Origin of the sequence: Halodurantibacterium daqingense, from assembly GCF_042666235.1 — a bacterium.
GTDB lineage: Bacteria > Pseudomonadota > Alphaproteobacteria > Rhodobacterales > Rhodobacteraceae > Halodurantibacterium > Halodurantibacterium daqingensis.
Genome location: NZ_JBHTFQ010000001.1, coordinates 286,175 through 306,707 on the forward strand (window position 1 = coordinate 286,175; position 20,533 = coordinate 306,707).

22 protein-coding genes are annotated in these 20,533 nt (G+C 65.7%); 5 read left to right on the plus strand and 17 right to left on the minus strand.

The annotated features are described in order from the left end of the window. Nucleotides 1-36: 36 nt before the first annotated feature. Genes ACFQXB_RS01375 through ACFQXB_RS01385 form a run of 3 tightly spaced genes read right to left on the minus strand, consistent with a single transcriptional unit; the run spans nt 37 to nt 2,724 of the window. Entirely contained in the window at nt 37-924 is an 888-nt protein-coding gene (locus tag ACFQXB_RS01375; RefSeq protein ID WP_377397966.1) for a universal stress protein, read from the minus strand. 24 nt (nt 925-948) lie between these two features. Then, entirely contained in the window at nt 949-1,515 is a 567-nt protein-coding gene (gene rsmD / locus ACFQXB_RS01380) for a 16S rRNA (guanine(966)-N(2))-methyltransferase RsmD (RefSeq protein ID WP_377397969.1), read from the minus strand. Then, nucleotides 1,516-2,724, minus strand: coding sequence for an NAD(P)/FAD-dependent oxidoreductase (locus ACFQXB_RS01385; RefSeq protein ID WP_377397973.1), 1,209 nt, complete (start codon nt 2,722-2,724; stop codon nt 1,516-1,518). 80 nt (nt 2,725-2,804) lie between these two features. Here ACFQXB_RS01385 and ACFQXB_RS01390 point away from each other — a divergent pair, with 80 nt between their 5' ends. After that, complete coding sequence (locus tag ACFQXB_RS01390; protein WP_377397976.1) at nt 2,805-3,293, plus strand: peroxiredoxin; 489 nt, start codon at nt 2,805-2,807, stop codon at nt 3,291-3,293. A gap of 10 nt (nt 3,294-3,303) precedes the next feature. On the opposite strand, the gene ACFQXB_RS01395 is transcribed toward ACFQXB_RS01390, so the two are convergent. From ACFQXB_RS01395 to ACFQXB_RS01420, 6 genes are all read right to left on the minus strand, one after another. Then, complete coding sequence (locus ACFQXB_RS01395; RefSeq protein WP_377397979.1) at nt 3,304-3,600, minus strand: 4a-hydroxytetrahydrobiopterin dehydratase; 297 nt, start codon at nt 3,598-3,600, stop codon at nt 3,304-3,306. Next, a complete protein-coding gene (locus ACFQXB_RS01400; protein ID WP_377397982.1) occupies nt 3,597-4,787 on the minus strand; it encodes a GNAT family N-acetyltransferase in 1,191 nt (396 codons plus the stop codon). The genes ACFQXB_RS01395 and ACFQXB_RS01400 overlap by 4 nt, the downstream gene beginning before the upstream one ends. A 49-nt stretch (nt 4,788-4,836) precedes the next feature. Next, a complete protein-coding gene (locus tag ACFQXB_RS01405) occupies nt 4,837-5,601 on the minus strand; it encodes a glycerophosphodiester phosphodiesterase family protein (RefSeq protein WP_377397985.1) in 765 nt (254 codons plus the stop codon). Continuing rightward, on the minus strand, nt 5,601-6,065 hold the full coding sequence (locus ACFQXB_RS01410; protein WP_377397988.1) for a RidA family protein: 465 nt from the start codon (nt 6,063-6,065) through the stop codon (nt 5,601-5,603). The genes ACFQXB_RS01405 and ACFQXB_RS01410 overlap by 1 nt, the downstream gene beginning before the upstream one ends. 61 nt (nt 6,066-6,126) lie before the next feature. Further along, nucleotides 6,127-7,422 (minus strand): HlyD family type I secretion periplasmic adaptor subunit, encoded by a 1,296-nt coding sequence (locus ACFQXB_RS01415; RefSeq protein WP_377397991.1) that lies wholly within the window; start codon nt 7,420-7,422, stop codon nt 6,127-6,129. Continuing rightward, complete coding sequence (locus tag ACFQXB_RS01420) at nt 7,419-9,155, minus strand: type I secretion system permease/ATPase (protein ID WP_377397994.1); 1,737 nt, start codon at nt 9,153-9,155, stop codon at nt 7,419-7,421. Before ACFQXB_RS01420 ends, ACFQXB_RS01415 begins: the two co-directional genes overlap by 4 nt. A gap of 175 nt (nt 9,156-9,330) precedes the next feature. Here ACFQXB_RS01420 and ACFQXB_RS01425 point away from each other — a divergent pair, with 175 nt between their 5' ends. After that, nucleotides 9,331-9,915, plus strand: coding sequence for an ABC transporter substrate-binding protein (locus ACFQXB_RS01425; RefSeq protein ID WP_377397996.1), 585 nt, complete (start codon nt 9,331-9,333; stop codon nt 9,913-9,915). 14 nt (nt 9,916-9,929) lie between these two features. On the opposite strand, the gene ACFQXB_RS01430 is transcribed toward ACFQXB_RS01425, so the two are convergent. After that, nucleotides 9,930-12,110 (minus strand): transglycosylase domain-containing protein, encoded by a 2,181-nt coding sequence (locus ACFQXB_RS01430; RefSeq protein WP_377397999.1) that lies wholly within the window; start codon nt 12,108-12,110, stop codon nt 9,930-9,932. Nucleotides 12,111-12,361: 251 nt separating this feature from the next. Here ACFQXB_RS01430 and ACFQXB_RS01435 point away from each other — a divergent pair, with 251 nt between their 5' ends. Both ACFQXB_RS01435 and amt read left to right on the plus strand, forming a co-directional pair. Further along, nucleotides 12,362-12,700, plus strand: coding sequence for a P-II family nitrogen regulator (locus ACFQXB_RS01435; RefSeq protein ID WP_377398002.1), 339 nt, complete (start codon nt 12,362-12,364; stop codon nt 12,698-12,700). A 31-nt stretch (nt 12,701-12,731) separates the two neighbouring features. Further along, nucleotides 12,732-14,096, plus strand: a complete 1,365-nt coding sequence (gene amt, locus ACFQXB_RS01440; protein WP_377399126.1) for an ammonium transporter — start codon at nt 12,732-12,734, stop codon at nt 14,094-14,096. A gap of 141 nt (nt 14,097-14,237) precedes the next feature. Here amt and ACFQXB_RS01445 read toward each other — a convergent pair whose 3' ends face one another. From ACFQXB_RS01445 to argB, 5 genes are all read right to left on the minus strand, one after another. After that, entirely contained in the window at nt 14,238-15,419 is a 1,182-nt protein-coding gene (locus ACFQXB_RS01445; protein WP_377398005.1) for an amino acid aminotransferase, read from the minus strand. Between the two features lie 3 nt (nt 15,420-15,422). Then, nucleotides 15,423-16,271, minus strand: coding sequence for a 3-mercaptopyruvate sulfurtransferase (gene sseA, locus ACFQXB_RS01450; protein ID WP_377398008.1), 849 nt, complete (start codon nt 16,269-16,271; stop codon nt 15,423-15,425). 60 nt (nt 16,272-16,331) lie between these two features. Then, nucleotides 16,332-16,805 carry an SsrA-binding protein SmpB gene (gene smpB, locus ACFQXB_RS01455; protein ID WP_377398011.1) on the minus strand — a complete coding sequence of 158 codons (474 nt, stop codon included), beginning with the start codon at nt 16,803-16,805 and terminating at the stop codon, nt 16,332-16,334. An 18-nt stretch (nt 16,806-16,823) separates the two neighbouring features. Continuing rightward, a complete protein-coding gene (locus ACFQXB_RS01460; RefSeq protein ID WP_377398014.1) occupies nt 16,824-17,333 on the minus strand; it encodes a SixA phosphatase family protein in 510 nt (169 codons plus the stop codon). 167 nt (nt 17,334-17,500) lie between these two features. Then, on the minus strand, nt 17,501-18,376 hold the full coding sequence (argB, locus tag ACFQXB_RS01465) for an acetylglutamate kinase (protein ID WP_377399129.1): 876 nt from the start codon (nt 18,374-18,376) through the stop codon (nt 17,501-17,503). A gap of 140 nt (nt 18,377-18,516) precedes the next feature. On the opposite strand from argB, the gene ACFQXB_RS01470 reads away from it, so the two are divergent. Continuing rightward, nucleotides 18,517-19,248 (plus strand): SDR family NAD(P)-dependent oxidoreductase, encoded by a 732-nt coding sequence (locus ACFQXB_RS01470; RefSeq protein ID WP_377398017.1) that lies wholly within the window; start codon nt 18,517-18,519, stop codon nt 19,246-19,248. Here ACFQXB_RS01470 and yihA read toward each other — a convergent pair whose 3' ends face one another. Together yihA and ACFQXB_RS01480 are read right to left on the minus strand one after the other, a co-directional pair. Beyond that, on the minus strand, nt 19,249-19,899 hold the full coding sequence (gene yihA / locus ACFQXB_RS01475; protein ID WP_377398020.1) for a ribosome biogenesis GTP-binding protein YihA/YsxC: 651 nt from the start codon (nt 19,897-19,899) through the stop codon (nt 19,249-19,251). Continuing rightward, nucleotides 19,896-20,504, minus strand: a complete 609-nt coding sequence (locus ACFQXB_RS01480) for a CatB-related O-acetyltransferase (protein ID WP_377399132.1) — start codon at nt 20,502-20,504, stop codon at nt 19,896-19,898. Before ACFQXB_RS01480 ends, yihA begins: the two co-directional genes overlap by 4 nt. Nucleotides 20,505-20,533 lie beyond the last annotated feature (29 nt).

Sequence of the window (20,533 nt, forward strand, 5' to 3'; positions counted from 1 at the left end):
GCGACATAAGGCCCAAATTCCGGCCCCGGCGCAAGCTTAACCCCGGCTGTGCCCGGGTTCCGGCTCTGGCGGCGCATCTGCGGGAACGATCAGAACATCGCTTGCCGCGTCGCGGATGACTTTCTGTGCCATGCTGCCCAGAACATTTGTCATCACGGTGTCCAGCCCGCGGGTGCCCATCACGATCAGGTCCACCCCGCGGGTGCGGGAAAGCTGGGTCAGAACCTCGGCCGGGGCGCCGGCAAAGACCCGCTGTCGGGCGCGGGGCCAGGGCTTGGCAAAGAGGGCAAGCTCGGCTCGGCCCGCCTCCATCAGCTCGTGGTAGAAGGCGGTGATCCTGTCCTGTGTCTGGCCGGAAAGCAGCAGCGCCTGTTCCATGTCCGCAGGCAGTTCGGCCACATGTGCCAGCTGAATGCGCGCCTGCGGGAAGATCCGGTTGGCGATCTGGGCGGCGGCGCTGCAGGCAGGCGAGAAATCCACCGCCACAAGCACGTTATAGTAATCACCCGGGGGTTGGCGCCGCGCGATCAGGACCGGAACATGTGTGCGCCGCAGTACCCGATCAGCAGTCGATCCGATCATCTGCGTGCGCAGGTTGCGCCGTTCGTTCGGCCCCATGACGATGAAGTCGGCACCGAATTCTTCAACCGCACGCTCGATCGCCACGGCGGGGCGTCCAAAGCGCACCACGGGTGCGCCGGAAAGCCCTGCGTCACGCATCAGGGGCGCAAGCTCGGCCAGAACGGCGTCCTGCGCCGCCTTGCGCGCGGCAATCGCAAGACCTGTTGCCTGAACCGGCCCCGTGTGCAGCGCCGTGAGCACCGTCAGACGCGATCCACGACTGGCCGCGATCAGCCGTGCCCGTTCAAGCACATGGGCCGCGCGCGGACCGGGAAGAACGGCGGCAAGGATATGGCGGGGCATGGCATCCATCCGGTAAGCTGCAATTTACGGCCCATCATGGCGCAAAATAGTTACCAGCGTATCTCCGTAGCGCCGCTGGTCAAGTTGCCGGAGCGCAGGCGGGACCAGCGGCTGCGTGCTTTCCTCCCAGACCACCAGGGCGTCCGGGGCAAGCCAGCCGCCGGCAAGCGCTGCGGCCAGGGCCTTTTCGCCGAGGCCGCGCCCATAGGGTGGATCCAGAAACACCAGCGAAAAGGGCGCGCCCGGATTTGGCCCCAGCCGCGTAGCATCGCGTCGATGCAGGTCGGCTGCGCCACTGGCGCGCATCGTGTCGATATTGCGCCGGATCAGCGCACCGGCTGCAGTGCCGTCATCGACAAATGTCACCTGCGCGGCGCCGCGCGACAGCGCCTCAAGCCCCAGCGCACCGGTGCCGGCAAAAAGGTCAAGCACCCGCGCATTGCTGACCGGGTCGCCATAGCCGCCATTGATCAGCAGGTTGAAGATGCTTTCCCGCACCCGGTCGGCCGTGGGGCGCAGATGCGCCGCCTTGTCTCCCTTGCCGATGCTGGCAAGCCCGAGCCCGCGATGGATTCCGCCGATGATCCGCATCTAGGCCAGCAGCGTCTTGAGGTCGGTCTCGGGCGCCGCCAGCGCCTCGGGCGAGGGTGCTCGGCCCATCTCCAGCAGGCGCTTGCCGACCATGAAGGCCCGCGGGTCATTGATTGCATCGACGGCAAGGAAACGGTCGCCGCGGAAATACCAGAAGGACAGGCCCTTCGGCGCCGCATCGCGCCGGATCAACCGGTCATAGCCGCTGTTCAGCCCGGCGATCTGCAGCTTGACGTCATACTGATCCGACCAGAACCAGGGCACCGGCGCATAGTGGCGACCGGCCCCCATCATGTTGTCGGCGACAAGCTCGGCCTGGTCGATCGCGTTCTGCACGCTTTCCAGCCGCAGCCGGCCCGCGCCCCATGGGAACGAGGCGCAATCGCCCGCCGCCCAGATCGCCGGATCCGAGGTGCGCCCCATCGCATCGGTGGCGATGCCGTTGTCGATCACCACGCCGGCGGCCTCGGCCAGTGCCACATTCGGAACGATCCCCACGCCGACGATCACGAAATCCACCGGCAGTTCGCGCCCGTCGGACAGGCGCGCAGCCGCGACCCGTCCGTTTTCGCCCACCAGCGTCTCGAGCCCGATGCCTTCGCAGATCCTGACCCCATGGCCTTGATGCAGGGCGCGGAAGAAGTCCGAGGTTTCGGGTGCGGCAACGCGTTGCAGGATGCGCGGCGCCATTTCGACCAGCGTCACATCCAACCCGCGCTTGGCTGCAACCGCCGCGGCTTCGAGCCCGATGTAGCCTCCGCCGACCACAAGCACCTTCCGGCCCGGAACGAGCTCTGGCGCCATTGCATCGGTATCGGCCAGATCCCGCGCGACATAAACGCCCCCGAGGCTGCCGCCGAGATGTTCTGGCAGGCGCCGCGGCGTCGATCCGGTGGTCAGCGCAAGCTGATCGTAGGCAAGCTCGTCCGGCCCCAGCCTGAGTCGGCGACGGGCCGTATCGATCCCGGTGACGAACTCGCCCAGCCGCAGCGTGATATTGTGATCCGCGTAAAAGCTGGTCGGGCGCAGGAACAGGCGTTCCAGGGGAATGTCGCCGGTCAGGTAACCCTTGGTCAGCGGTGGGCGTTGATAGGGTGGCACCGTTTCGGCGCCCACAAGCGTCAGCGGGCCATCATAGCCTCGGCTGCGCAACCGGGCCACAAGCGCGGCCCCGGCCTGCCCTGCACCCACAACCACAATTCCCCCCATGGCGAACCCCCCCTCTGGTCGCTGTTTCGGAGCGAGCCTATATCTGTGGTCAGGGAAAACGCAACGCACGAGGGATTCTGATGTCGATTTCTGTCAACGACCGGCTGCCGTCGGTCAATCTTGTCCGCATGGGGGCCTCCGGGCCCGAACAGGTCGCGCTGGACAGCCTGGTTCAGGGGCGCAAGGTGGTGATCTTTGCGGTGCCGGGGGCGTTCACGCCAACCTGCCATTCCGCTCATGTTCCCAGCTTCATCCGCACCTACAGCGCCTTCACTGAAAAAGGCATTGATGACATCATCTGCATTTCGGTCAACGACCCCTTCGTCCTGAAAGCCTGGGGCGAGGCGACCGGCGCAACCGGGGCGGGCATTCACTTGCTGTCGGATGCGGATGGCAGCTTTACCAAGGCGATCGGCATGGACTTCACTGCAGCCGCGGCTGGCCTTATCGGGCGCTCGAAACGCTATGCCATGATCGTCGAGGATGGCGTGGTGCGCGTGCTCAACCAGGAGGAGTCGCCGGGTACCTGCGAAATCTCGGGCGGCGAGGCACTGCTCGCCACGTTGTAATGCCGCGGGCTCAGGTGGTGCGGGCTGCCTGAGCCTCATCCATGCGGCGCGCAAGTTCGGCATCCAGGTCAGTCAGTCCGCCCGCGTCATGCGTGGTCAGCGTGACATCGACCCGGTTATAGACATTGCGCCATTCCGGGTGGTGATTCAGCCGCTCGGCCCACAGCGCGATCTCGGTCATCCAGGCGAAGGCGGCGCGGAACGTCGCGAACCGGAAGGTCTTGGTGATCGCGTCGCGCCCCTCTGTCGTGGCCCAGCCGGCTTCGGCAAGGCGACGGCGGCTTTCCTCGCTTGCGGGGGTGGTCATTCCTCGGCCTCGCTTGGTGTGGGTCCGCGGCGAAAGGGACCATAGGCGGTCAGGATCTCGATCTCTTCATCGGTCGTCGCGCGCTCCTCTTCCAGAAATCTGGCGACGGCGGCACGAAATCCGGGGTCGCCGATCCAGTGCAGCGAATGAACCGGCGTCGGAAGATAGCCGCGCGCCAGCTTGTGTTCGCCCTGTGCCCCGGCCTCGACTCGCGACAGGCCCAGTGCGATCGCATGGTCGATAGCCTGATAGTAACACAGTTCGAAATGCAGGAAGGGATGATCCTCGGTCGCGCCCCAGTAGCGCCCGAACAACGTGTCGCGCCCGATGAAGTTCAGCGCGCCCGCAACCCAGCGCCCGTTGCGCCGGGCCATCGCCAGCAGGATGTCGTCGCGCAGGTCCTGATGTGCAAGATCGAAAAACGCGCGCGTCAGGTAGGGGCGGCCCCATTTGCGGGCGCCCGTGTCCTGATAGAAGGTCCAGAACGCATCCCAGTGTTCGGGTTCGATGTCTTGCCCTGACAGAAGGTGAATTGTGCCTCCGAAGCCCTGGGCGGCAGCGCGCTCCTTGCGGATCGTTTTGCGCTTGCGCGAGGAGAGGGAAGCGAGAAAACCATCAAAGCTTGCGTAGCCCGCGTTGGTCCAGTGGAACTGCTGGGTGATGCGGTGCAGAAATCCCTGCGCCGATCCGGTCGCGGCCTCCTCTGCCGTGCAGAAGGTGACATGGGCCGAGGAGAGGCGGTTCTGCGCGGCGATCTGCGCGATGCCCGCCAGCAGCGCCTGCCGGCCGATCTCCTCCTGGCCCGGGCGACACAGAAGCCTGCGTCCGGTGGCGGGCGTGAAGGGCACGGCCGCCTGCAGCTTGGGGTAATACCGCTGGCCGGCCCTTTCCCATGCCGTGGCCCAGCTGTGGTCAAAGATATACTCGCCCTGGCTGTGGCCCTTGGCATAGAGCGGTGTCACCGCGATGATGTCGCCGCCCTGCCGCGCAACAAGATGGTGCGGCTGCCAGCCCGTGCCCGGCCCGACCGAGCCCGAGCGTTCCAGCGTGTGCAGAAAGCGGTAGGTCGTGAACGGGTCGACCGGCCTGCCGCCATCGGCTGTCTCGGGGCAGGCGCAGGCATCCCAGTCAGACGGGCCGATGGCGGCGATTCTGTCGACGGCCGTGATCTCGATCTGAGCGGTCATGCTGCCCCTGCGCTTGGACCCTTCGGACATGGTGCAGCCGGCGCGGCCGTCAAGACTGCGCTGCGGCATAGCCCTCGAAGGTAATGTTCTGGGCGATCCGGCGCGCCTCCTGCTCGGCCTCGGGGCTGCGGATCGTCCAGCACAGGATGGCCGCACCCGCGTCGCGCAACTGCTGCACCCGCGGCCGGTCGAGATCGCGCCATTCGTGCGAGATGAAGCAGGCGCCGGTGCGCTCATAGTCCGGGATGTCGCGCAGACGGTCCCGCGTTTCGGCCGGCACCAGCGCCCAATGCTCGGGCCGGTAGGCGCTGGTGGTCAGGCCGCGCGGTCGCTGCGGGCAGAGGCGCTGCATCTCGGCCACCGCATGCGGGTTGAAGGACATGAGCGCCACCGGCCCCTCATAACGCTCCAGCGCGCGTGCTGTGGCGGCCTCAAGCCGGCCGACGTTCGGCCCCAGGGCGCCGTCCTGATCCTTGATCTCGATCAGCAGCGGCACCTTCCCCGCGACGGTTTTCAGCACCTGCGCAAGGGTAGGGATGGTCTCGTCGCTGTCGCGCAGGCGGATCGTGCCAAGTTCTGCGGCCGTGCGGGCGCGCAGCGGCCCTTTCGCCTGCGTCAGGCGCGACAGGGTGTAATCATGAAAGACCATCGCCTCGCCATCCGAGGAGATCTGCAGATCGATCTCGATACCGTATCCGGCGGCGACCGCCGCGCGCACCGCGGCAAGCGAGTTTTCGGGCCGCCCGTCGGCCTTGTCATGCAGCGCCCGGTGGGCGATGGGCCGATTCAGGAACCCCTGCGGGAGGCGGGGCATCAGCGCACCTCGAAAACAGCTTCGATCTCGACCGCCACGCCCCGGGGCAAGGCCGCCACACCCACGGCCGAGCGGCTGTGCCGCCCGGCATCCCCCAGAAGCGCGACAAACAGGTCCGAGGCGCCGTTGATCACCTCGGGCTGGTCCGTGAAATCGGCGGTGGAGTTGACGAAACCCGTCAGTTTTACCACCCGCACCAGCCGGCTCAGATCACCGTCCAGGGCTGCGCGCAGCTGCGCGATGAGGCTCAGCGCGCAGTGCCGGGCCGCTTCGGCGCCGGCTGCCGCATCCATATCCTGCCCGAGCCGCCCCTTGATCAGCCCTTCCGGGCCCTGGCTGATCTGCCCTGAGACGAACACCTGTGATCCCGTGCGCACGAACGGAAGGTAGTTGGCGGCGGGCGCGGGGGCCGGCGGAAGCTGCAGGCCCAGGTCCGCAAGGCGGGCGTCGATCATATCGGTCATGCTGAGGCTCCTGTTGATTGTCGTCAGGCTAACCAAGCGCATCGACAACGAAAAGCCCCGATCAGCTTTCCCGGAACGCGCGATCGAAATAGTCGGTCAGCGGCTTGACAAGATAGGCCAGCGGCGTGCGTGCCTCGGTCTGGATGAAAGCCTCGACCGGCATGCCGGGCAAGAGGGTCAACCCCTCGAGTTTCTCGAGCTCGCCGGGAAGAGGCGCGATCTCGACCCGGTAGAAGCTCGCTTGGCTACGTTCGTCGGTGAAGGCATCGGAGGATACCAGCACCACGCGGCCCAGAATGTCGGGGGTGGTGCGGGCGCTGAAGGTGGGAAAGACAAGGTGCGCTTCCTGCCCCACAAAGACCTGATCGATTTCCAGCGGAGCCACCCGCACCGACACAACCAGCGGCCGGTCCTGCGGCACCAGGAACATCACCGGCTCGGCCGCGCGGATGACGGCGCGCGGCGTGGTGACCTGCAGCCCATGCACGATGCCCGCCACCGGGGCACGCAGTTCCAGAAGCTCCAGCCGTTCCTGCAGGGCGCGTCGCCGCTCGGCCAGCTCAAGCTCGCGGAAGCCCAGATCCCGCAGCTGGGTCAGGGCATCCTCTCGTCGCTGGCTGCGCAGCCGCAATGCTTCGATCTCGATCTCGGTGATGCGGGCTTCGGCTTCGGCCCGGGCGGCGGTCAGTTCGCCCAGGCTGCCGCGCAAGCCGGCCTCGTCGCGCTGAAGGGCCAGAACCCGGGCCGATTGCGTCAGCCCCCGGTCCAGCAGGCTTTGTTGCGAGACCAGTTCCCCCTGGATCAGGCCAAGCTGCGTCGCCAGGGCGTCAAGCTGGGCATCAAGCCCATCGATCTGGCTGCGGATCTGGCCGCTGCGCTTGGCGAATTGTTCAAGCTGCCGGTCAAGCGTTTCGCGTCGGGCATCGAACAGGCGCTGCTGTCCCTCCATCAGATCCTGAACCTCGGGAAGCGCCGTGGCAGCACGCAGCAGGGGCGGGAAAACGATCTCGTTGCTTTCGTCCCGCTCCGCCTCAAGGCGTCCGCGGCGCGACAGGATCTCGTGGAACTGGCTTTCGACGATGGCGAATTCCGACCGCAGCAACGCCCCGTCCAGCCGGATGAGAGGATCGCCGGCAGCGACATGCGCGCCTTCGGTGACAAGAATCGCTGCAACCACCCCGCCATCAGGGTGCTGCACGACCTGGCGGTGGTGTTCGACCTCGATCTGGCCCGAGGCAATGACCGCGCCGGCGATCCGCGACAGCACCGACCAGGCACCGAACCCGCCGACCAGAAGCACAAGTGCCACCATGCCCAGGACGACCGGACCCCGCACAGGCCATTTGCGCGGGTTCATGTCACACCCCCCGGCCCGGCGCTTCGCAGGATGTCGGTATGGTTGCGCACCATGTCGCGCAGCACCTGATCGCGCGGTCCGAAGGCGCGGCGGGATCCACCCTCAAGCACCAGAAGAAGATCGCATTCCTGAATGGCGGCTGGCCTGTGGGCCATGATCAGGACCGAACATCCCTGCGCCTTGGCCGCGCGGATTGCCGCATTCAAGGCCGCTGACCCATCATTGTCGAGATTCGAGTTGGGTTCGTCCAGAATGAGCAGAACAGGATCGCCGAACATGGCGCGGGCCAGACCGATCCGCTGGATCTGCCCCCCTGACAACCGGCTGCCGCTGGCGGTGACGTAGGTGTCATAGCCCTCGGGCAATGACAGGATCATGTCATGCGCGGCAGCCTTGCGGGCGGCAGCAACCACCTGCGCGGCATCCGGGTTCGGGGCAAGGCGGGCGATGTTCTCGGCGATGGTGCCATCGAAAAGCGTCACGCGCTGCGGAAGATAGCCGATGTGCTGACCCAGGACATCGGGATCGTATTGGTCAAGCGCCGCGCCATCCAGCCGCGCCCGCCCGCCAGCGGGCACCCAGAGCCCGGTCAGCGCGCGGGCGAGTGTGCTCTTGCCCGCACCCGAGGGACCGATGACGCCCACCGCCTGCCCCGGTTCGACCCGGAATGACACAAGGCGCAGCGCCGCCTGCTGTTCGCCAGGCGGGACCACCGTCAGGTGATGAACGTCAAGAACGGGCCTTGGCCGAGGAAGTGCCGTGCGCGGTGTCCCGGCAGGCATGGCCGCCAGCAGGCCGGACAACCGGCGCCAGCCTTCCTGCGCCCGCTGAAAGACCTGCCACTGCGCCAGCGCCGATTCGACCGGCGCCAGCGCCCGGCCCATGAGGATCGAGGCGGCAATCATGGCGCCGGGCGTCAATTCGCCCTGAAGCACCAGCCACGCCCCCAGGGCCAGCATCGCCGACTGCAGAAACAGGCGAAACGTGCGGATCGTCACGCTGATTGCCGCGCCCCGGTCGCCGACCGCAACCGAAGCAGCGAGGGCCGCGCCTCGCGCATCCTGCCAACGATCAAAGGCACTGCCGCGCATGCCGAGGCTTTGAACCGTGTCGGCTTCGGTCCGGATCTGGCTGGCGAAACGTTCGGCCAGCAGCCCGTTCTGCGCTGCCATGGCAGCGCCGCGCCGGGTCAGCCGCTGATTGATCCACGTCAGGACGACAAGCAGCAGCCCGCCGCCAAGCGCAAGCACGCCCAGCATCGGGTGAAAGACAAAGATTGCCGCGGCGAACAGCGGCGCCCAGGGCATGTCCAGCAAGGCGATGAAGACCGGCGATGACAGAAAGCGCTGGATCGACTCAAGATCGGCCTGCGCGGCATTGGCCGCAGGGTCGTCGGGCACCGTTCCGCTGCGCCGCAGAGCTGCCGCGAAAACACGGCGGTCAAGTTGATCCTGAAACCTCGCGCCGACCCGGGACATGATCCGTCCACGCGCATAGTCCAGGACCCCCATCATCAGAAACAGAAAGGCGACGAGGGCAAAAAGGGCGACCAGCGTCGCCTCGGAGCGGCTGACAAGAACCCGGTCATAAACCTGCAGCATGAAGATCGGGCCAGTCAGCATCAGGATGTTGACTGCCGCACTGAACAAAAAGACCGTTGCCAGCAAGCTGCGGCTGGCGTTGCGGACCTGCCGCAGTTCGTGGTCGCCGTTATGCGGTTCTTGTGCGGACATGTTTTCGGGCCCAAGTTGCGGCGATAGACGTGCAAAAGCGATGCCGGGATGCGGAAGGATGTCCGCAGTTATGCGACAGTTTCCCTTGTTGCATTGCATAAAGTGGCGAATAAGTCGTTACGATCTTTTGGCGGTGTTGCTGCACAGTCGAGAGCGGGGACGCAAGGAGGCTTTGATGGCACAGGCCCGAACCACCCGCCGCGCGGCGATGGCGGGGCTTGTCTCTGTCATGGCGATGCCGCGGCTCGGCGCTGCGCAGGGCACCGCGCCTGCCATGGCCTTCGGTGAACAGATCGTGGCGCGGCTTGATCGCGCGCTCGTGACAGGGGGAGGCGGGCTTCCCGCCGCGATGCGCAGCCATTTTGCCGAAGATGCGGACGCGGCAGTCATTGCACAGTCGGTTCTGGGGGTTGTCGCGCAGACTGCCGAGCCGCAGCAACTGCGCAGATTTGCAAGCCTCTGGCTGGGGCACATGTCGGCCACGGCGGCCGAACGGCTGATGCCGCTTGCGGGCGGCCGGGTGCGTCTTCAGGGTGTTCAGCCCGTCCGGCGCTTTCACGAGGTGACCGCCCTTGCCGAAGGGGCGGGGCTGCGGCTGACACTGCGGTGGCATGTCTCCGACCGCAGCGGGCGGATGCGTTTCTTCAACCTTCTGATGGGCCAGGTAAACCTCATCGCTCAGGGCCGGGAGGAGGTTGCGGCGCTTCTGGCGCAGGGTGGCGGCGATCTGGACACCCTGATCCGGCGCCTTGGCGGCTAGTGTTCTGAGCGGAGTCAGTTGCCCGGCATGAGCGGCCCGAGAACCTCGCGCAGGATCTGGTCGATCGGGTTTTCCGCCGGCTCGTTTCGCGGCGACTCGGCCGCGACCGCCCGCCCGGTGTGCTGGCGAACGACGGTTTCCAGCGGCACCGGCGGCGGCGGAACCTCAAGTGGCAGGGGTCTTGCGGGAAGTCCCTGGTGGACGCGCACCATCACCTCACGCCAGATCTCGGCGGGCAGGCCCCCCCCGGTGACACCGTTCAGCGGCGTGTTGTCGTCATAGCCCATCCAGACCCCGGCGACATAATCCGCCGTGAATCCGATGAACCAGGCATCGCGGGCGGCCTGGGTCGTGCCGGTCTTGCCGGCGGCCTCGCGGTCGGGAAGCTTGGCGCGGGTGCCGGTGCCGGATTCGATCACTTCGCGCATCATGAAGGTCGTCAGCGCCGCCGCCTGTTGCGAGATCACGCGATTCTGGATGCCGCCTTCCTGACCGATCAGCGGCTGGCTGTCCCCCACAAGCCGCAGGTCGACAAGCCCGTAGGGCCGTACCGCATTGCCGCCGTTCAGAATGCCGGCATAGGCGCCCGTCATCTCGACAAGCGTGGATTCCGACGTGCCAAGCGCAAGTGCCGGCCCCTGCGCGAGGGTGCTGTTGATCCCGAACTCGGCCGCGACGCGACGGATGTTGTCACGCCCCACGCTTTCCGACACCCGCACGGCGGGAATGTTGAGCGAATGCTTGAAGGCCTCGGTCAGCGTGACCTGACCGCGGAAGTCATTGGTATAGTTGCGCGGCGACCAGGGGCCCGAGCCGGGGATGTTCAGGGTCAGCGGCGAATCCTCGACCCAGTCGCTGGGATTGTAGCCCAGATCCATGGCTGCCGCGAAAACGAAGGGCTTGAAGCTGGAGCCGGTCTGTCTCAGGGCCTGGGTGGCGCGGTTGAAAGCGCCCGACACCTGCGTGCGCCGCCCGCCGACCATCGCCCGAACGGCGCCGTCGGCCGACATCACGACGATGGCGGCCTGCGCCTCGGACCCTTCGCGCACCTTCGTTTCGAAGATATGCGCCAGCGCCGACTCGGCGGCGCGCTGGATTCGCTGATCGAGCGTCGTGCGGATGATGACGTCCTCGGTGGTTTCGCGCGTCAGGAAGGAGGGGCCCGACTCCATCACCCAATCGGCGAAATACCCGCCGGCCCGCGCCTCGGCAGCCTCGGACAGACGGGCCGGATTGCTGCGGGCTTCGGCAAGCTGGGCCTGGGTAAGGTACCGCTGTTCGGCCATGAGGCCGAGGATCACGTTGGCGCGCCCTTGCGCGCGTTCCAGGCTGCGGGTCGGCGCGTAATACGACGGCGCCACCAGAAGCCCGGCCAGCATGGCAGCCTCGGCCGGGTTCACCTGATTGGCGGACTTGCCGAAATAGCGCTGCGCCGCTGCTTCGAACCCGCGCGCCCCGGCGCCCAGGTAGGCCCTGTTCAGATAGATGGTGAGGATCTCATCCTTGCTGTACTTGGCTTCCATCGCCAGGGCATAGGGGACTTCCTTGATCTTGCGCCAGACCGAGGATCTGCGGCAGTCGGCCTCGTATTCCGCCTCTGTCTGCCCGCTGGTGCGATCGTAGGGCACGCCCAGACAGAGAAGCTTGGCCACCTGCTGTGTGATCGTTGATCCGCCATTGCCCGACAGAGGGCTGCGCCCCTCGCGCATGTTGATTCGGATCGCGCCGGCTATGCCGCGCGGGCTGACGCCGAAATGCTGGTAGAACCGGCGATCCTCGGTGGCGACGACGGCGTTCTTGAGATGGGGCGAGACGTTTTCAACCGTGATCTGACCGCCGAACGTCTCGCCGCGCCAGGCAAAGACCTGGCCTTCATTGTCAAGCAGGGTTACCGATCCGCGTGTGCGGCCATCCAGCAGCGCGCCGACTGGCGGCAGGGTCGAATAATAGTAGAAGGTGCCCAGGCCAAGCAACAGCGCCACCACGGCAGCTGTCCGCCAGGCAACGCCCCAGACGATCCGGAACACAAGCCGGAAGATGCCCCCGACCAGACGGCTAAGCAGATTGCCACCCCGTGCCTTCCTGGCGGGGGTCTTGCGGGCTTGGGGCTTGCGCTGCTCGGGCCTTGCCGCCCGCGTCTGCGCACCATACCGCTTTTCCGCCACCAACGGCGGCTTCTTGCCCGACCCACTCATCTCTCTGCCCGCATTTCCTGCTTTGCGCCAGCTTACCCGCTGCGGCGCAAAATGTGGAGCAACTTGGCTTCACGATTCGGTTTTATGTGTGCCTATAAAAAAAGCAATAGTAGTTGTTTGTGCAAAAATTGTGCAAAAACCCGGTTTTCAGGCAGTCTCATCCCCCTGCGCTTTCTTGTGTGATGACCGGCTCCGGCGCCTTCTGGCCGTGTGGCGTCAGCCGCAGGGCACCTGAGAGGAAGGGTAACGACGTGAAACTCATCATTGCAGCAATCAAGCCGTTCAAGCTCGAGGAGGTCCGCGAGGCGCTGACCGCCATTGGCGTGCGCGGCATGATGGTCACCGAGATCAAGGGCTTCGGGTCGCAGTCCGGTCACACCGAGATTTATCGCGGCGCCGAGTATGCCGTGAACTTCGTCCCCAAGGTCAAGCTCGAGATCGCAGTGAGCTCGGCCATGGCCGACCAGGTTGTCGATACCATCCAGAAGACAGCCAGAACCGACAAGATCGGCGACGGAAAGATCTTCGTTCTTGACCTGCAGCAGGCAGTGCGGGTGCGGACCGGCGAAATCAACGACGACGCGCTTTGACGCGACCGCATCGAGGAGAGGGACCTTGACGATGAAACTGACGAAATACCTGATGACGGGCGCCCTGCTGGCTGCAGTTCCGGCGCTGGGGCTGGCCCAGGAGGCCACCGAAGCGGCCGAGGCGGCCGAAGACATCGGCGCGGCGGGCCTGGCCGCGCTGAACACCGAGATGGTGTTCATCTTCAACAGCCTGCTGTTCCTGATTGGCGGGCTGCTGGTGTTCTGGATGGCGGCCGGCTTTGCGATGCTCGAAGCCGGGCTCGTCCGCTCCAAGAACGTGACGATGCAGCTGACGAAGAACGTGGCGCTGTTCTCGCTTGCCGCCTTCTTCTATTATCTGATTGGCTTCAACCTGATGTATCCGGGCGACGCCTGGATGATGGAGGGCTGGATCGGCGCGCTGGGCACCACGGTGCTGGAAGCGGTGGGCATTGGCGCTGATGAGGCTGTGGATGTCGAATATGCCTCGGTCGGGTCCGATTTCTTCTTCCAGCTGATGTTCTGCGCTACCACCGCCTCGATCGTGTCGGGAACGCTGGCCGAGCGGATCAAGCTCAATCCCTTCCTGGTATTCGTGGTGATCCTGACCGCGCTGATCTATCCCATCCAGGCATCCTGGACCTGGGGTGGCGGCTGGCTTGATGCGGCAGGCTTCTCGGATTTCGCGGGTTCGACCATTGTGCATTCGGTCGGCGGCTGGGCCGCGCTGACCGGGGCGCTGATCCTTGGGCCGCGGGTTGGCCGCTATCGTGACGGGCGCACCATCCCGATGCCCGGGTCGAACCTCGCGCTGGCGACGCTGGGGATGTTCATCCTCTGGATGGGCTGGTTCGGGTTCAACGGCGCGTCGCAGCTTGCCATGGGCACGATCGGCGATGTTGCAGATGTGTCGCGTATCTTTGCCAATACCAATGCCGCTGCAGCCGGCGGGGCGATCGCCGCGATGCTCCTGACGATGCTGCTCTACAAGAAGCCCGACCTGACCATGATCCTCAACGGTGCGCTTGCCGGCCTGGTGTCGATCACGGCGGAACCGCTGACGCCCGGCCTTGGCCTTTCCACCTTCATCGGTGCGATCGGCGGCGTGGTCGTGGTTCTGGCGGTGCCGATGCTGGACAAGCTGAAGATCGACGATGTGGTCGGCGCGATCCCCGTGCACCTGATCGCGGGCATCTGGGGGACGCTGGCGGTGGTTCTCTCGAACGGCGACGCATCGCTTGGCGGACAGCTGACCGGAATCATCGCGACGGGTATCTTCGTGGTCATCACCTCGGGCATCGTCTGGTTCGTGCTGAAGGCCGTGGTCGGACTGCGGGTGGACCGGGAAACCGAGATCAACGGCCTCGACATGGCCGAACTGGGGATGGAGGCCTATCCCGACTTTACCAAGGGCTGACCAACCTTCCTGTCAGCCTGAAGACTGGCCCGGTTCGCGGAACCGGGCCTTTTTCGTGTCGCTTCCGGCCACCCCCGCCTTTGGGCGCGCACATGCGCGGACAGGAGGCGGCTGTGCGGCGGTGCGGCCCGTCGTTCGCTGTCAGAGAACCTTTGCCACCGCCTCGGCGACGACCGGTATGGTCGCTTCGGTCAGGCCGGCGATGTTGAGGCGGCTGTCGTCCACAAGATAGATCCCGTGATCGTCGCGCAGGCGCGCAACCTGTCCCGGCGTAAGGCCGAGCAGCGAGAACATGCCCTGATGTGCGGCCAGGAACCCGAAACGATCAGAGCGCGTGGCATCGCGCAGCGCATCTGCCAGTGCACGTCGGTTGGCCTCCATGGCAAGGCGCATCGCCTCAAGCTCGGTCTTCCAGCTGTCGCACAGGGCGGCGTCGTCAAGAATGGTTTGCACGACACGCGCGCCATGATCGGGGGGGAAGGCAAAGTTCTGACGGTTCAGCCAGGCCAGCGTCCCCTGTACCGTGTCGCGTGCGGTCGCATCGGCACACAGTGCCATCGCCATGCCGACCCGATCCCGGTAAAGCCCGAAGTTCTTCGAACAGCTTGCTGCCACAAGCACTTCGGGCAGGCGTGCGGCAAGGATCCGCAACCCGGCTGCATCCTGGTCAAGCCCCGCGCCGAAGCCCTGATAGGCCATGTCCACGAAAGGAACCGCGCCGCGTTCTGCCAGAACTGATGCCAGGGCTTCCCATTCCGTGCGGGCAAGGTCTGCCCCGGCGGGATTGTGGCAGCAGCCATGCAGAAGCACGACATCGCCGGGTTGCAGCGCGCCCAGGTCGGCCAGCATGCCCTTGCGATCAACGGCCCCCGTTGCGGGATCGTAATAACGGTAGTCCCGCCGTTGCAGCCCAACAGTGTCGATGAGCGCGGGATGGTTGGGCCAGGTCGGCGCACTGATCCAGACCGTGCAGCCGGGCCGCGCAAGGCGGACAAGCTCAAGCACCTGACGCACCGCGCCTGTCCCGCCTGGGGTGCCCACGGCGGCAATGCGGCCCGCATCGGCATCCGGCCCCAGCAGCAGGCCGCACATGGCGTTCAGAAAGGCAGGATCGCCGGCAAGGCCGATGTAGGATTTGCTGTCCTGCGTCTCGACAAGGCGGCGCTCGGCATCCTTGACGGCAGCCATGACCGGGGTCTGGCCGGCGGCGTTCTTCCAGACGCCCACGCCAAGATCGATCTTGCCCATACGCGCGTCGTCGCAGAACATCTGCATCAGGCGGATGATCTTGTCGGGGGTCTGGGGCGTCAGCGTCTCGAACATTGTTCAGCCTTTCTCGACCCTGAGGTCGCCATACATGCCCCATTCCGCCCAGGAGCCATCGTAAAGGGCATGATCCCGATGGCCGATCCGTTCAAGCGCCAGACTCAGGATCGCCGCGGTGACGCCCGATCCGCAGGTAGTGATGACGGGCTTGTTCAGATCGACCCCGGCGGCGAGGAATACCGCGCGCAGCGCCTCGGGTGCCTTCATCGTCCCGTCCGGGTTCAGAAGGCTGGCGTAGTGCACGTTCTTCGACCCGGGGATATGACCGGCCCGGAGCCCGGGGCGCGGCTCGGGGGTTTCGCCGCGAAAGCGGGCAGGGGATCGGGCGTCAACGATCTCGTGATCGCCCAGCTTGGCGGCGGCGGCAACCTGGGTCACATCACGGATCAGGTTCGGTTGGCGGCTGACGGTCATGTGGCGATCGCGGATTACCGGGGGCATGTCCTCAAGCTCGCGGTTCTCGGCACGCCACTTGGGCAGGCCGCCGTCCAGCACGGCGATGTCGGTCTTGCCCATCAGGCGAAACAGCCACCAGACCCGCGCCGCGGAAAACAGCCCTGCCCCATCGTAGACCACCACCTGATGGCCGTCGCCCACGCCCATTGCCCGCAGCCGCGCGATGAACTTTTCCGGCGGCGGCGCCGTATGCGGCAGTTCCGAGCGCAGATCGGCCACCTCGTCGATGTCGAAGAAGCGCGCGCCGGGAATATGCGCCTCGGCGTATTCGGCCCCTGCGTCACGGCCCGCGTCGGGCAGATACCAGGAAGCATCCAGAATCCGCAGGTCCGGGTCGCGCAGATGCGCGGCCAGCCACGCGGTGGATACCAGGGTTTTCGGATCGTCCTGCATTGCGCCCCTCCTGAGATTTGTTCCGGAATAACGCCGCGGACCAGAGCGGGCAAGGCAGCGTCAGCCGTGCTCTTTCAGCAGGCGCTGTTTCTGCCGGTTCCAGTCCCGCTCGGCCGAGGTGGCCCGTTTGTCGGCCAGCTTCTTGCCCTTGGCGATCCCGATCTTCAGCTTCACCAGACCGCGGTCGTTGAAATACATGACCAGCGGCACCAGCGTCATTCCCTGCTTGGCCGTGGCTGCCCACAGCCGCGCCAGTTCGCGCTGCTTGACCAGAAGCTTGCGCTTGCGGCGTTCCTCATGCCCGAACACGCCCGCCTGCGCATAGGGTGCGATATACGAGTTGATGAGCCACAGTTCGCCCTGCTCCACGTTCGCATAGCTTTCGGCGATGTTGGACTGTCCCCTGCGCAGGCTTTTCACCTCGGATCCGGTCAGGATAATGCCGCATTCGAGATCCTCCTCGATCGCGTAATCGAAACGCGCGCGACGGTTCTCGGCGATGATCTTGTAATTCGGATCTGACTTCCTGGACATGCTGACGACTTAGGCGAGCTATGCCGCACTGTCCAGTGTGCGAGGCGTCGTGAAGGCGATCAGCCGGCCCGTTCCACGGCGCAGTTCCGCCCAGTCCGCGGCCGGAAACTCGGCAATCAGCGTCGCACAGGTGGGAAAGCGCAGAAAATCCGCATTGCGGGGCGGCCGTGCAAGCATCTGGGCCGCGAATTCGGCGATGCCAGGGTTGTGGCCGACCAGCGCCACTACCGGGCTTTCGGCACTGCGCAGACAGCGCAGCATCACGTCGGGCGGGGCGTGATAAAGTGCGTCAAGAAAAACTGCCGGCGGGTCGCCCAGCAAGGGCGCGAGCAGCGACCAGGTTTCGCATGTCCGCCGTGCCGAAGAAACCAGCGCCTGGCCGGGCGCATGGCCCTGATCGGCAATCCAGCGTCCGATCAGCGGGGCGGCCCGCTGTCCCCGCGCGGCCAGCGGGCGGTCGCGGTCGGCACAGACGGGATCATCCCAGGCGGATTTCGCATGGCGGATGAGGAGAAGGCGCAGGCTCATGAATGAAGGTGCCGCAAATGAAAGGCCGGTTGTCCATCAGCCTGCCACAGCTTTGCAAGGCGCGGCAAGCCCGCACGGAAGTGCGCCGCGCAGAGCCGGCCGGTAAAGGCATGTGCGGCCGGCTGCCCGTGCTGAAGGACACGCGCAACAACGCTGCCCGGAACCGTTCAGCCGCGCGGCTTGACCCGCGGCTCGGTCGAGCGGATGAGACTGCCCGCACCATGATCGGTGAACAGTTCGAGCAGGCAGGCGTTCGGGATGCGGCCGTCAAGGATCACCACCGCCCGCACCCCCGCCTCAAGCGCGGCAAGTGCCGTTTCTGTTTTGGGAATCATTCCACCCGCGATCACGCCGCGCGCCGTCAGCTCACGCACCTGTTCCGGCGACAGCTGCGTGACGACCGCGCCGGTTTCGTCCTTTACCCCCGATACGTCGGTCAGAAGCAGCAGCCGGTCGGCCTTGAGCGCGCCGGCAATCGCCCCGGCGGCGGTGTCGCCATTGACGTTGAAGGTCTCGTTATCCTCCACGCCAGTGCCCACGGGTGCCACGACCGGGATGATCCCGGCGTTGTAAAGATCGCGCAGCACCTGCACGTTCATTTCGACCGGCTTGCCGACAAAGCCCAGTTCGGGATCATCTGCCACGCAGACCATCAGATCGTCATCCTTGCCGGAAATGCCGACCGCCCTGCCGCCCTGGTCGTTGATGGCCTGTACGATCCGCTTGTTTACCAGCCCCGACAGCACCATTTCGACCACTTCGACCGTGGCCTTGTCGGTCACGCGCTTGCCGCGCCGGAATTCGGAGGCGATGCCCAGCTTGCCCAGCAGATCGTTGATCATCGGTCCGCCGCCATGCACCACCACCGGATTGACGCCAACCTGGCGCATCAGCACGATGTCCCGCGCGAACTCGGCCATTGCCTCATCGTCGCCCATGGCGTTGCCGCCGAACTTGATGACGACGACGGCCCCCGTGTAGCGCTGAAGATAGGGGAGCGCCTCGGAGAGTGTTCTGGCGGTGGCGATCGAGTCACGCATCATGGCAAGTTGCTTTTTCATGGGACGGTCCGTGGTTGCGCCCCTGTGGTAGCCTGTGGGGCCGGCCCTGCCAAGGGGCCACTCGGCCCCATTGTCATCAGCAGGGGAACGGCTAGGATGCAGCATCCATCAGGAGATCGGACATGCCGGAGCTGAAGACCATGCTGCTGACGGGGGCAAGCCGGGGGATCGGCCATGCCACGGTCAAACGGTTCTCGGCGGAAGGCTGGCGGGTGCTGACCTGTTCCCGCCAACCCTTCGATGCCCGTTGCCCCTGGCCCGGGGGCGAGGAAAACCATATCGAGATCGACCTTGCCGATCCCGCCAAGACCATAGCGGCACTGGAAGTCATCCGCAGCAAGCTGAGCGGCAAGCTGCATGCGCTGGTCAACAATGCCGGGATTTCGCCCAAGGGTCCGGGGGGCAGCCGGCTCAACACCCTTGAGACCGATCTGCGGACCTGGGGGCAGGTGTTCCACGTCAACTTCTTCGCAAGCGTGGTGCTGGCGCGCGGGCTGAAGGATGAGCTTGCGGCCGCGAAAGGATCGATCGTCAATGTCACCTCGATTGCCGGCAGCCGCGTGCATCCTTTTGCCGGGGCAGCCTATGCCACGTCAAAGGCAGCGCTGGCGGCGCTGACGCGGGAAATGGCGCATGATTTCGGGCCCCTCGGGGTGCGCGTCAATGCCATCGCCCCCGGCGAGGTCGAGACAGCGATCCTGTCCCCCGGAACCGACAAGATTGTCGAAAAGTTGCCGATGCAGCGCCTTGGTCAACCTTCAGAGGTGGCAGCGGCGATCTATTTCCTGTGCTCGGATGAATCGAGCTACATTTCCGGCGCCGAGATCGAGGTCAACGGCGCCCAGCACGTCTGATCATTCCAGCGTGGCGATGATGGCGCGCAGCGTCTCGATCCCCAGCCCCTTCTCGGACGAGGTCAGCACGATTTCGGGATAGGCGGCAGGGTGCCTGGCCAGCGCGCGCCGCACCTGATCCAGCACCTGCGCATGATCGCTTGTCTTGATCTTGTCGGCCTTGGTCATCACCACCTGGAAGGTCACGGCCGAGCGGTCCAGCAGGGTCATGATCTCCTCGTCCACGGCCTTGACGCCGTGGCGCATGTCGATCAGCACGAAGGCGCGGCGCAGGGTCTGGCGGCCGGAAAGATAGGCCTTCAGCAGCTGCTGCCATTTCGCCACCACGGCCACGGGTGCCTCGGCATAGCCATAGCCGGGAAGATCGACGAGATAATGACTTTCGCCCACAGTGAAGAAGTTGATCTCCTGCGTGCGGCCGGGGGTGTTTGAGGCGCGCGCCAGAGCCTTGCGCCCGGTCAGCGCGTTGATGAGGCTGGACTTGCCCACATTCGAACGCCCCGCAAAGCAGACTTCGATGCGGTCGGCCGGGGGCAGGCCGTCCATGGCAACGACACCTTTCAGGAACTCGACCGGGCCGGCGAACATCAGGCGGCCGCGCTCAAGGGCTGCGGCATCGGGCGTATCGACAAGGGGGAAGGGCAGGGTCATCGGGCAGCTTTCAAGGCGGCGAGGTCGGCACCCCGGATCGCATTCAGATTACGGGTGATCTTGTCCGCCGGCCAGTCCCACCAGCAGATGTCCAGCAGGGCGGCGCTGGTCGGTTCGTCAAAGCGGCGGCGTACCTCGCGCGCGGGATTGCCGGCAACGACCGTATAGGGCGCGACATCGCGCGTCACCACCGATTTCGCGGCAATGATGGCGCCTGCGCCAATGGTCACGCCGGGCATGATCCAGGCCTCGCCGCCGATCCAGACATCGGGGCCGATCACGGTGTCGCCACGCAGTTCCGCAGCCCAGGTCGCGGGATCAAAGCCTGCTTCCCACCCCGCTCCGAAGATGTTGAACGGATAGGTCGAAAAGCCGCCCATGGCGTGGTTCGCGCCGTTCATGATGATCCGCACGCCCGCGGCGATGGCGCAGAAGGGTCCGATCGTCAGGTGGTCGCCGATGAAATCGAAGTGGTGCAGGACATTGCGATCGAAAAACGTCTCCGGCGCGTCGGGATCATCATAATAGGCGTAGGGCCCGACCGTGACGTTGCGGCGCCCTTCCGCAAGCGGCTGAAGGAAGACCACGCGCGGAAAGCCGGGCATGGGATGCAGCGTCTGCGGATCCGGACCGT

Bases quoted from the DNA above. Each gene is read 5' to 3' on its own strand.
- ACFQXB_RS01410 (WP_377397988.1), bottom strand. From the start codon at position 6,065: ATGACCGATATGATCGACGCCCGCCTTGCGGACCTGGGCCTGCAGCTT.
- ACFQXB_RS01430 (WP_377397999.1), bottom strand. From the start codon at position 12,110: ATGAGTGGGTCGGGCAAGAAGCCGCCGTTGGTGGCGGAAAAGCGGTAT.
- ACFQXB_RS01425 (WP_377397996.1), top strand. From the start codon at position 9,331: ATGGCACAGGCCCGAACCACCCGCCGCGCGGCGATGGCGGGGCTTGTC.
- ACFQXB_RS01470 (WP_377398017.1), top strand. From the start codon at position 18,517: ATGCCGGAGCTGAAGACCATGCTGCTGACGGGGGCAAGCCGGGGGATC.
- ACFQXB_RS01415 (WP_377397991.1), bottom strand. From the start codon at position 7,422: ATGAACCCGCGCAAATGGCCTGTGCGGGGTCCGGTCGTCCTGGGCATG.
- argB (WP_377399129.1), bottom strand. From the start codon at position 18,376: ATGATGCGTGACTCGATCGCCACCGCCAGAACACTCTCCGAGGCGCTC.
- ACFQXB_RS01400 (WP_377397982.1), bottom strand. From the start codon at position 4,787: ATGACCGCTCAGATCGAGATCACGGCCGTCGACAGAATCGCCGCCATC.
- yihA (WP_377398020.1), bottom strand. From the start codon at position 19,899: ATGACCCTGCCCTTCCCCCTTGTCGATACGCCCGATGCCGCAGCCCTT.
- ACFQXB_RS01385 (WP_377397973.1), bottom strand. From the start codon at position 2,724: ATGGGGGGAATTGTGGTTGTGGGTGCAGGGCAGGCCGGGGCCGCGCTT.
- ACFQXB_RS01480 (WP_377399132.1), bottom strand. From the start codon at position 20,504: ATGCCCGGCTTTCCGCGCGTGGTCTTCCTTCAGCCGCTTGCGGAAGGG.
- ACFQXB_RS01460 (WP_377398014.1), bottom strand. From the start codon at position 17,333: ATGAGCCTGCGCCTTCTCCTCATCCGCCATGCGAAATCCGCCTGGGAT.
- rsmD (WP_377397969.1), bottom strand. From the start codon at position 1,515: ATGCGGATCATCGGCGGAATCCATCGCGGGCTCGGGCTTGCCAGCATC.
- ACFQXB_RS01420 (WP_377397994.1), bottom strand. From the start codon at position 9,155: ATGTCCGCACAAGAACCGCATAACGGCGACCACGAACTGCGGCAGGTC.
- ACFQXB_RS01405 (WP_377397985.1), bottom strand. From the start codon at position 5,601: ATGCCCCGCCTCCCGCAGGGGTTCCTGAATCGGCCCATCGCCCACCGG.
- amt (WP_377399126.1), top strand. From the start codon at position 12,732: ATGAAACTGACGAAATACCTGATGACGGGCGCCCTGCTGGCTGCAGTT.
- ACFQXB_RS01445 (WP_377398005.1), bottom strand. From the start codon at position 15,419: ATGTTCGAGACGCTGACGCCCCAGACCCCCGACAAGATCATCCGCCTG.
- ACFQXB_RS01395 (WP_377397979.1), bottom strand. From the start codon at position 3,600: ATGACCACCCCCGCAAGCGAGGAAAGCCGCCGTCGCCTTGCCGAAGCC.
- ACFQXB_RS01390 (WP_377397976.1), top strand. From the start codon at position 2,805: ATGTCGATTTCTGTCAACGACCGGCTGCCGTCGGTCAATCTTGTCCGC.
- sseA (WP_377398008.1), bottom strand. From the start codon at position 16,271: ATGCAGGACGATCCGAAAACCCTGGTATCCACCGCGTGGCTGGCCGCG.
- smpB (WP_377398011.1), bottom strand. From the start codon at position 16,805: ATGTCCAGGAAGTCAGATCCGAATTACAAGATCATCGCCGAGAACCGT.
- ACFQXB_RS01375 (WP_377397966.1), bottom strand. From the start codon at position 924: ATGCCCCGCCATATCCTTGCCGCCGTTCTTCCCGGTCCGCGCGCGGCC.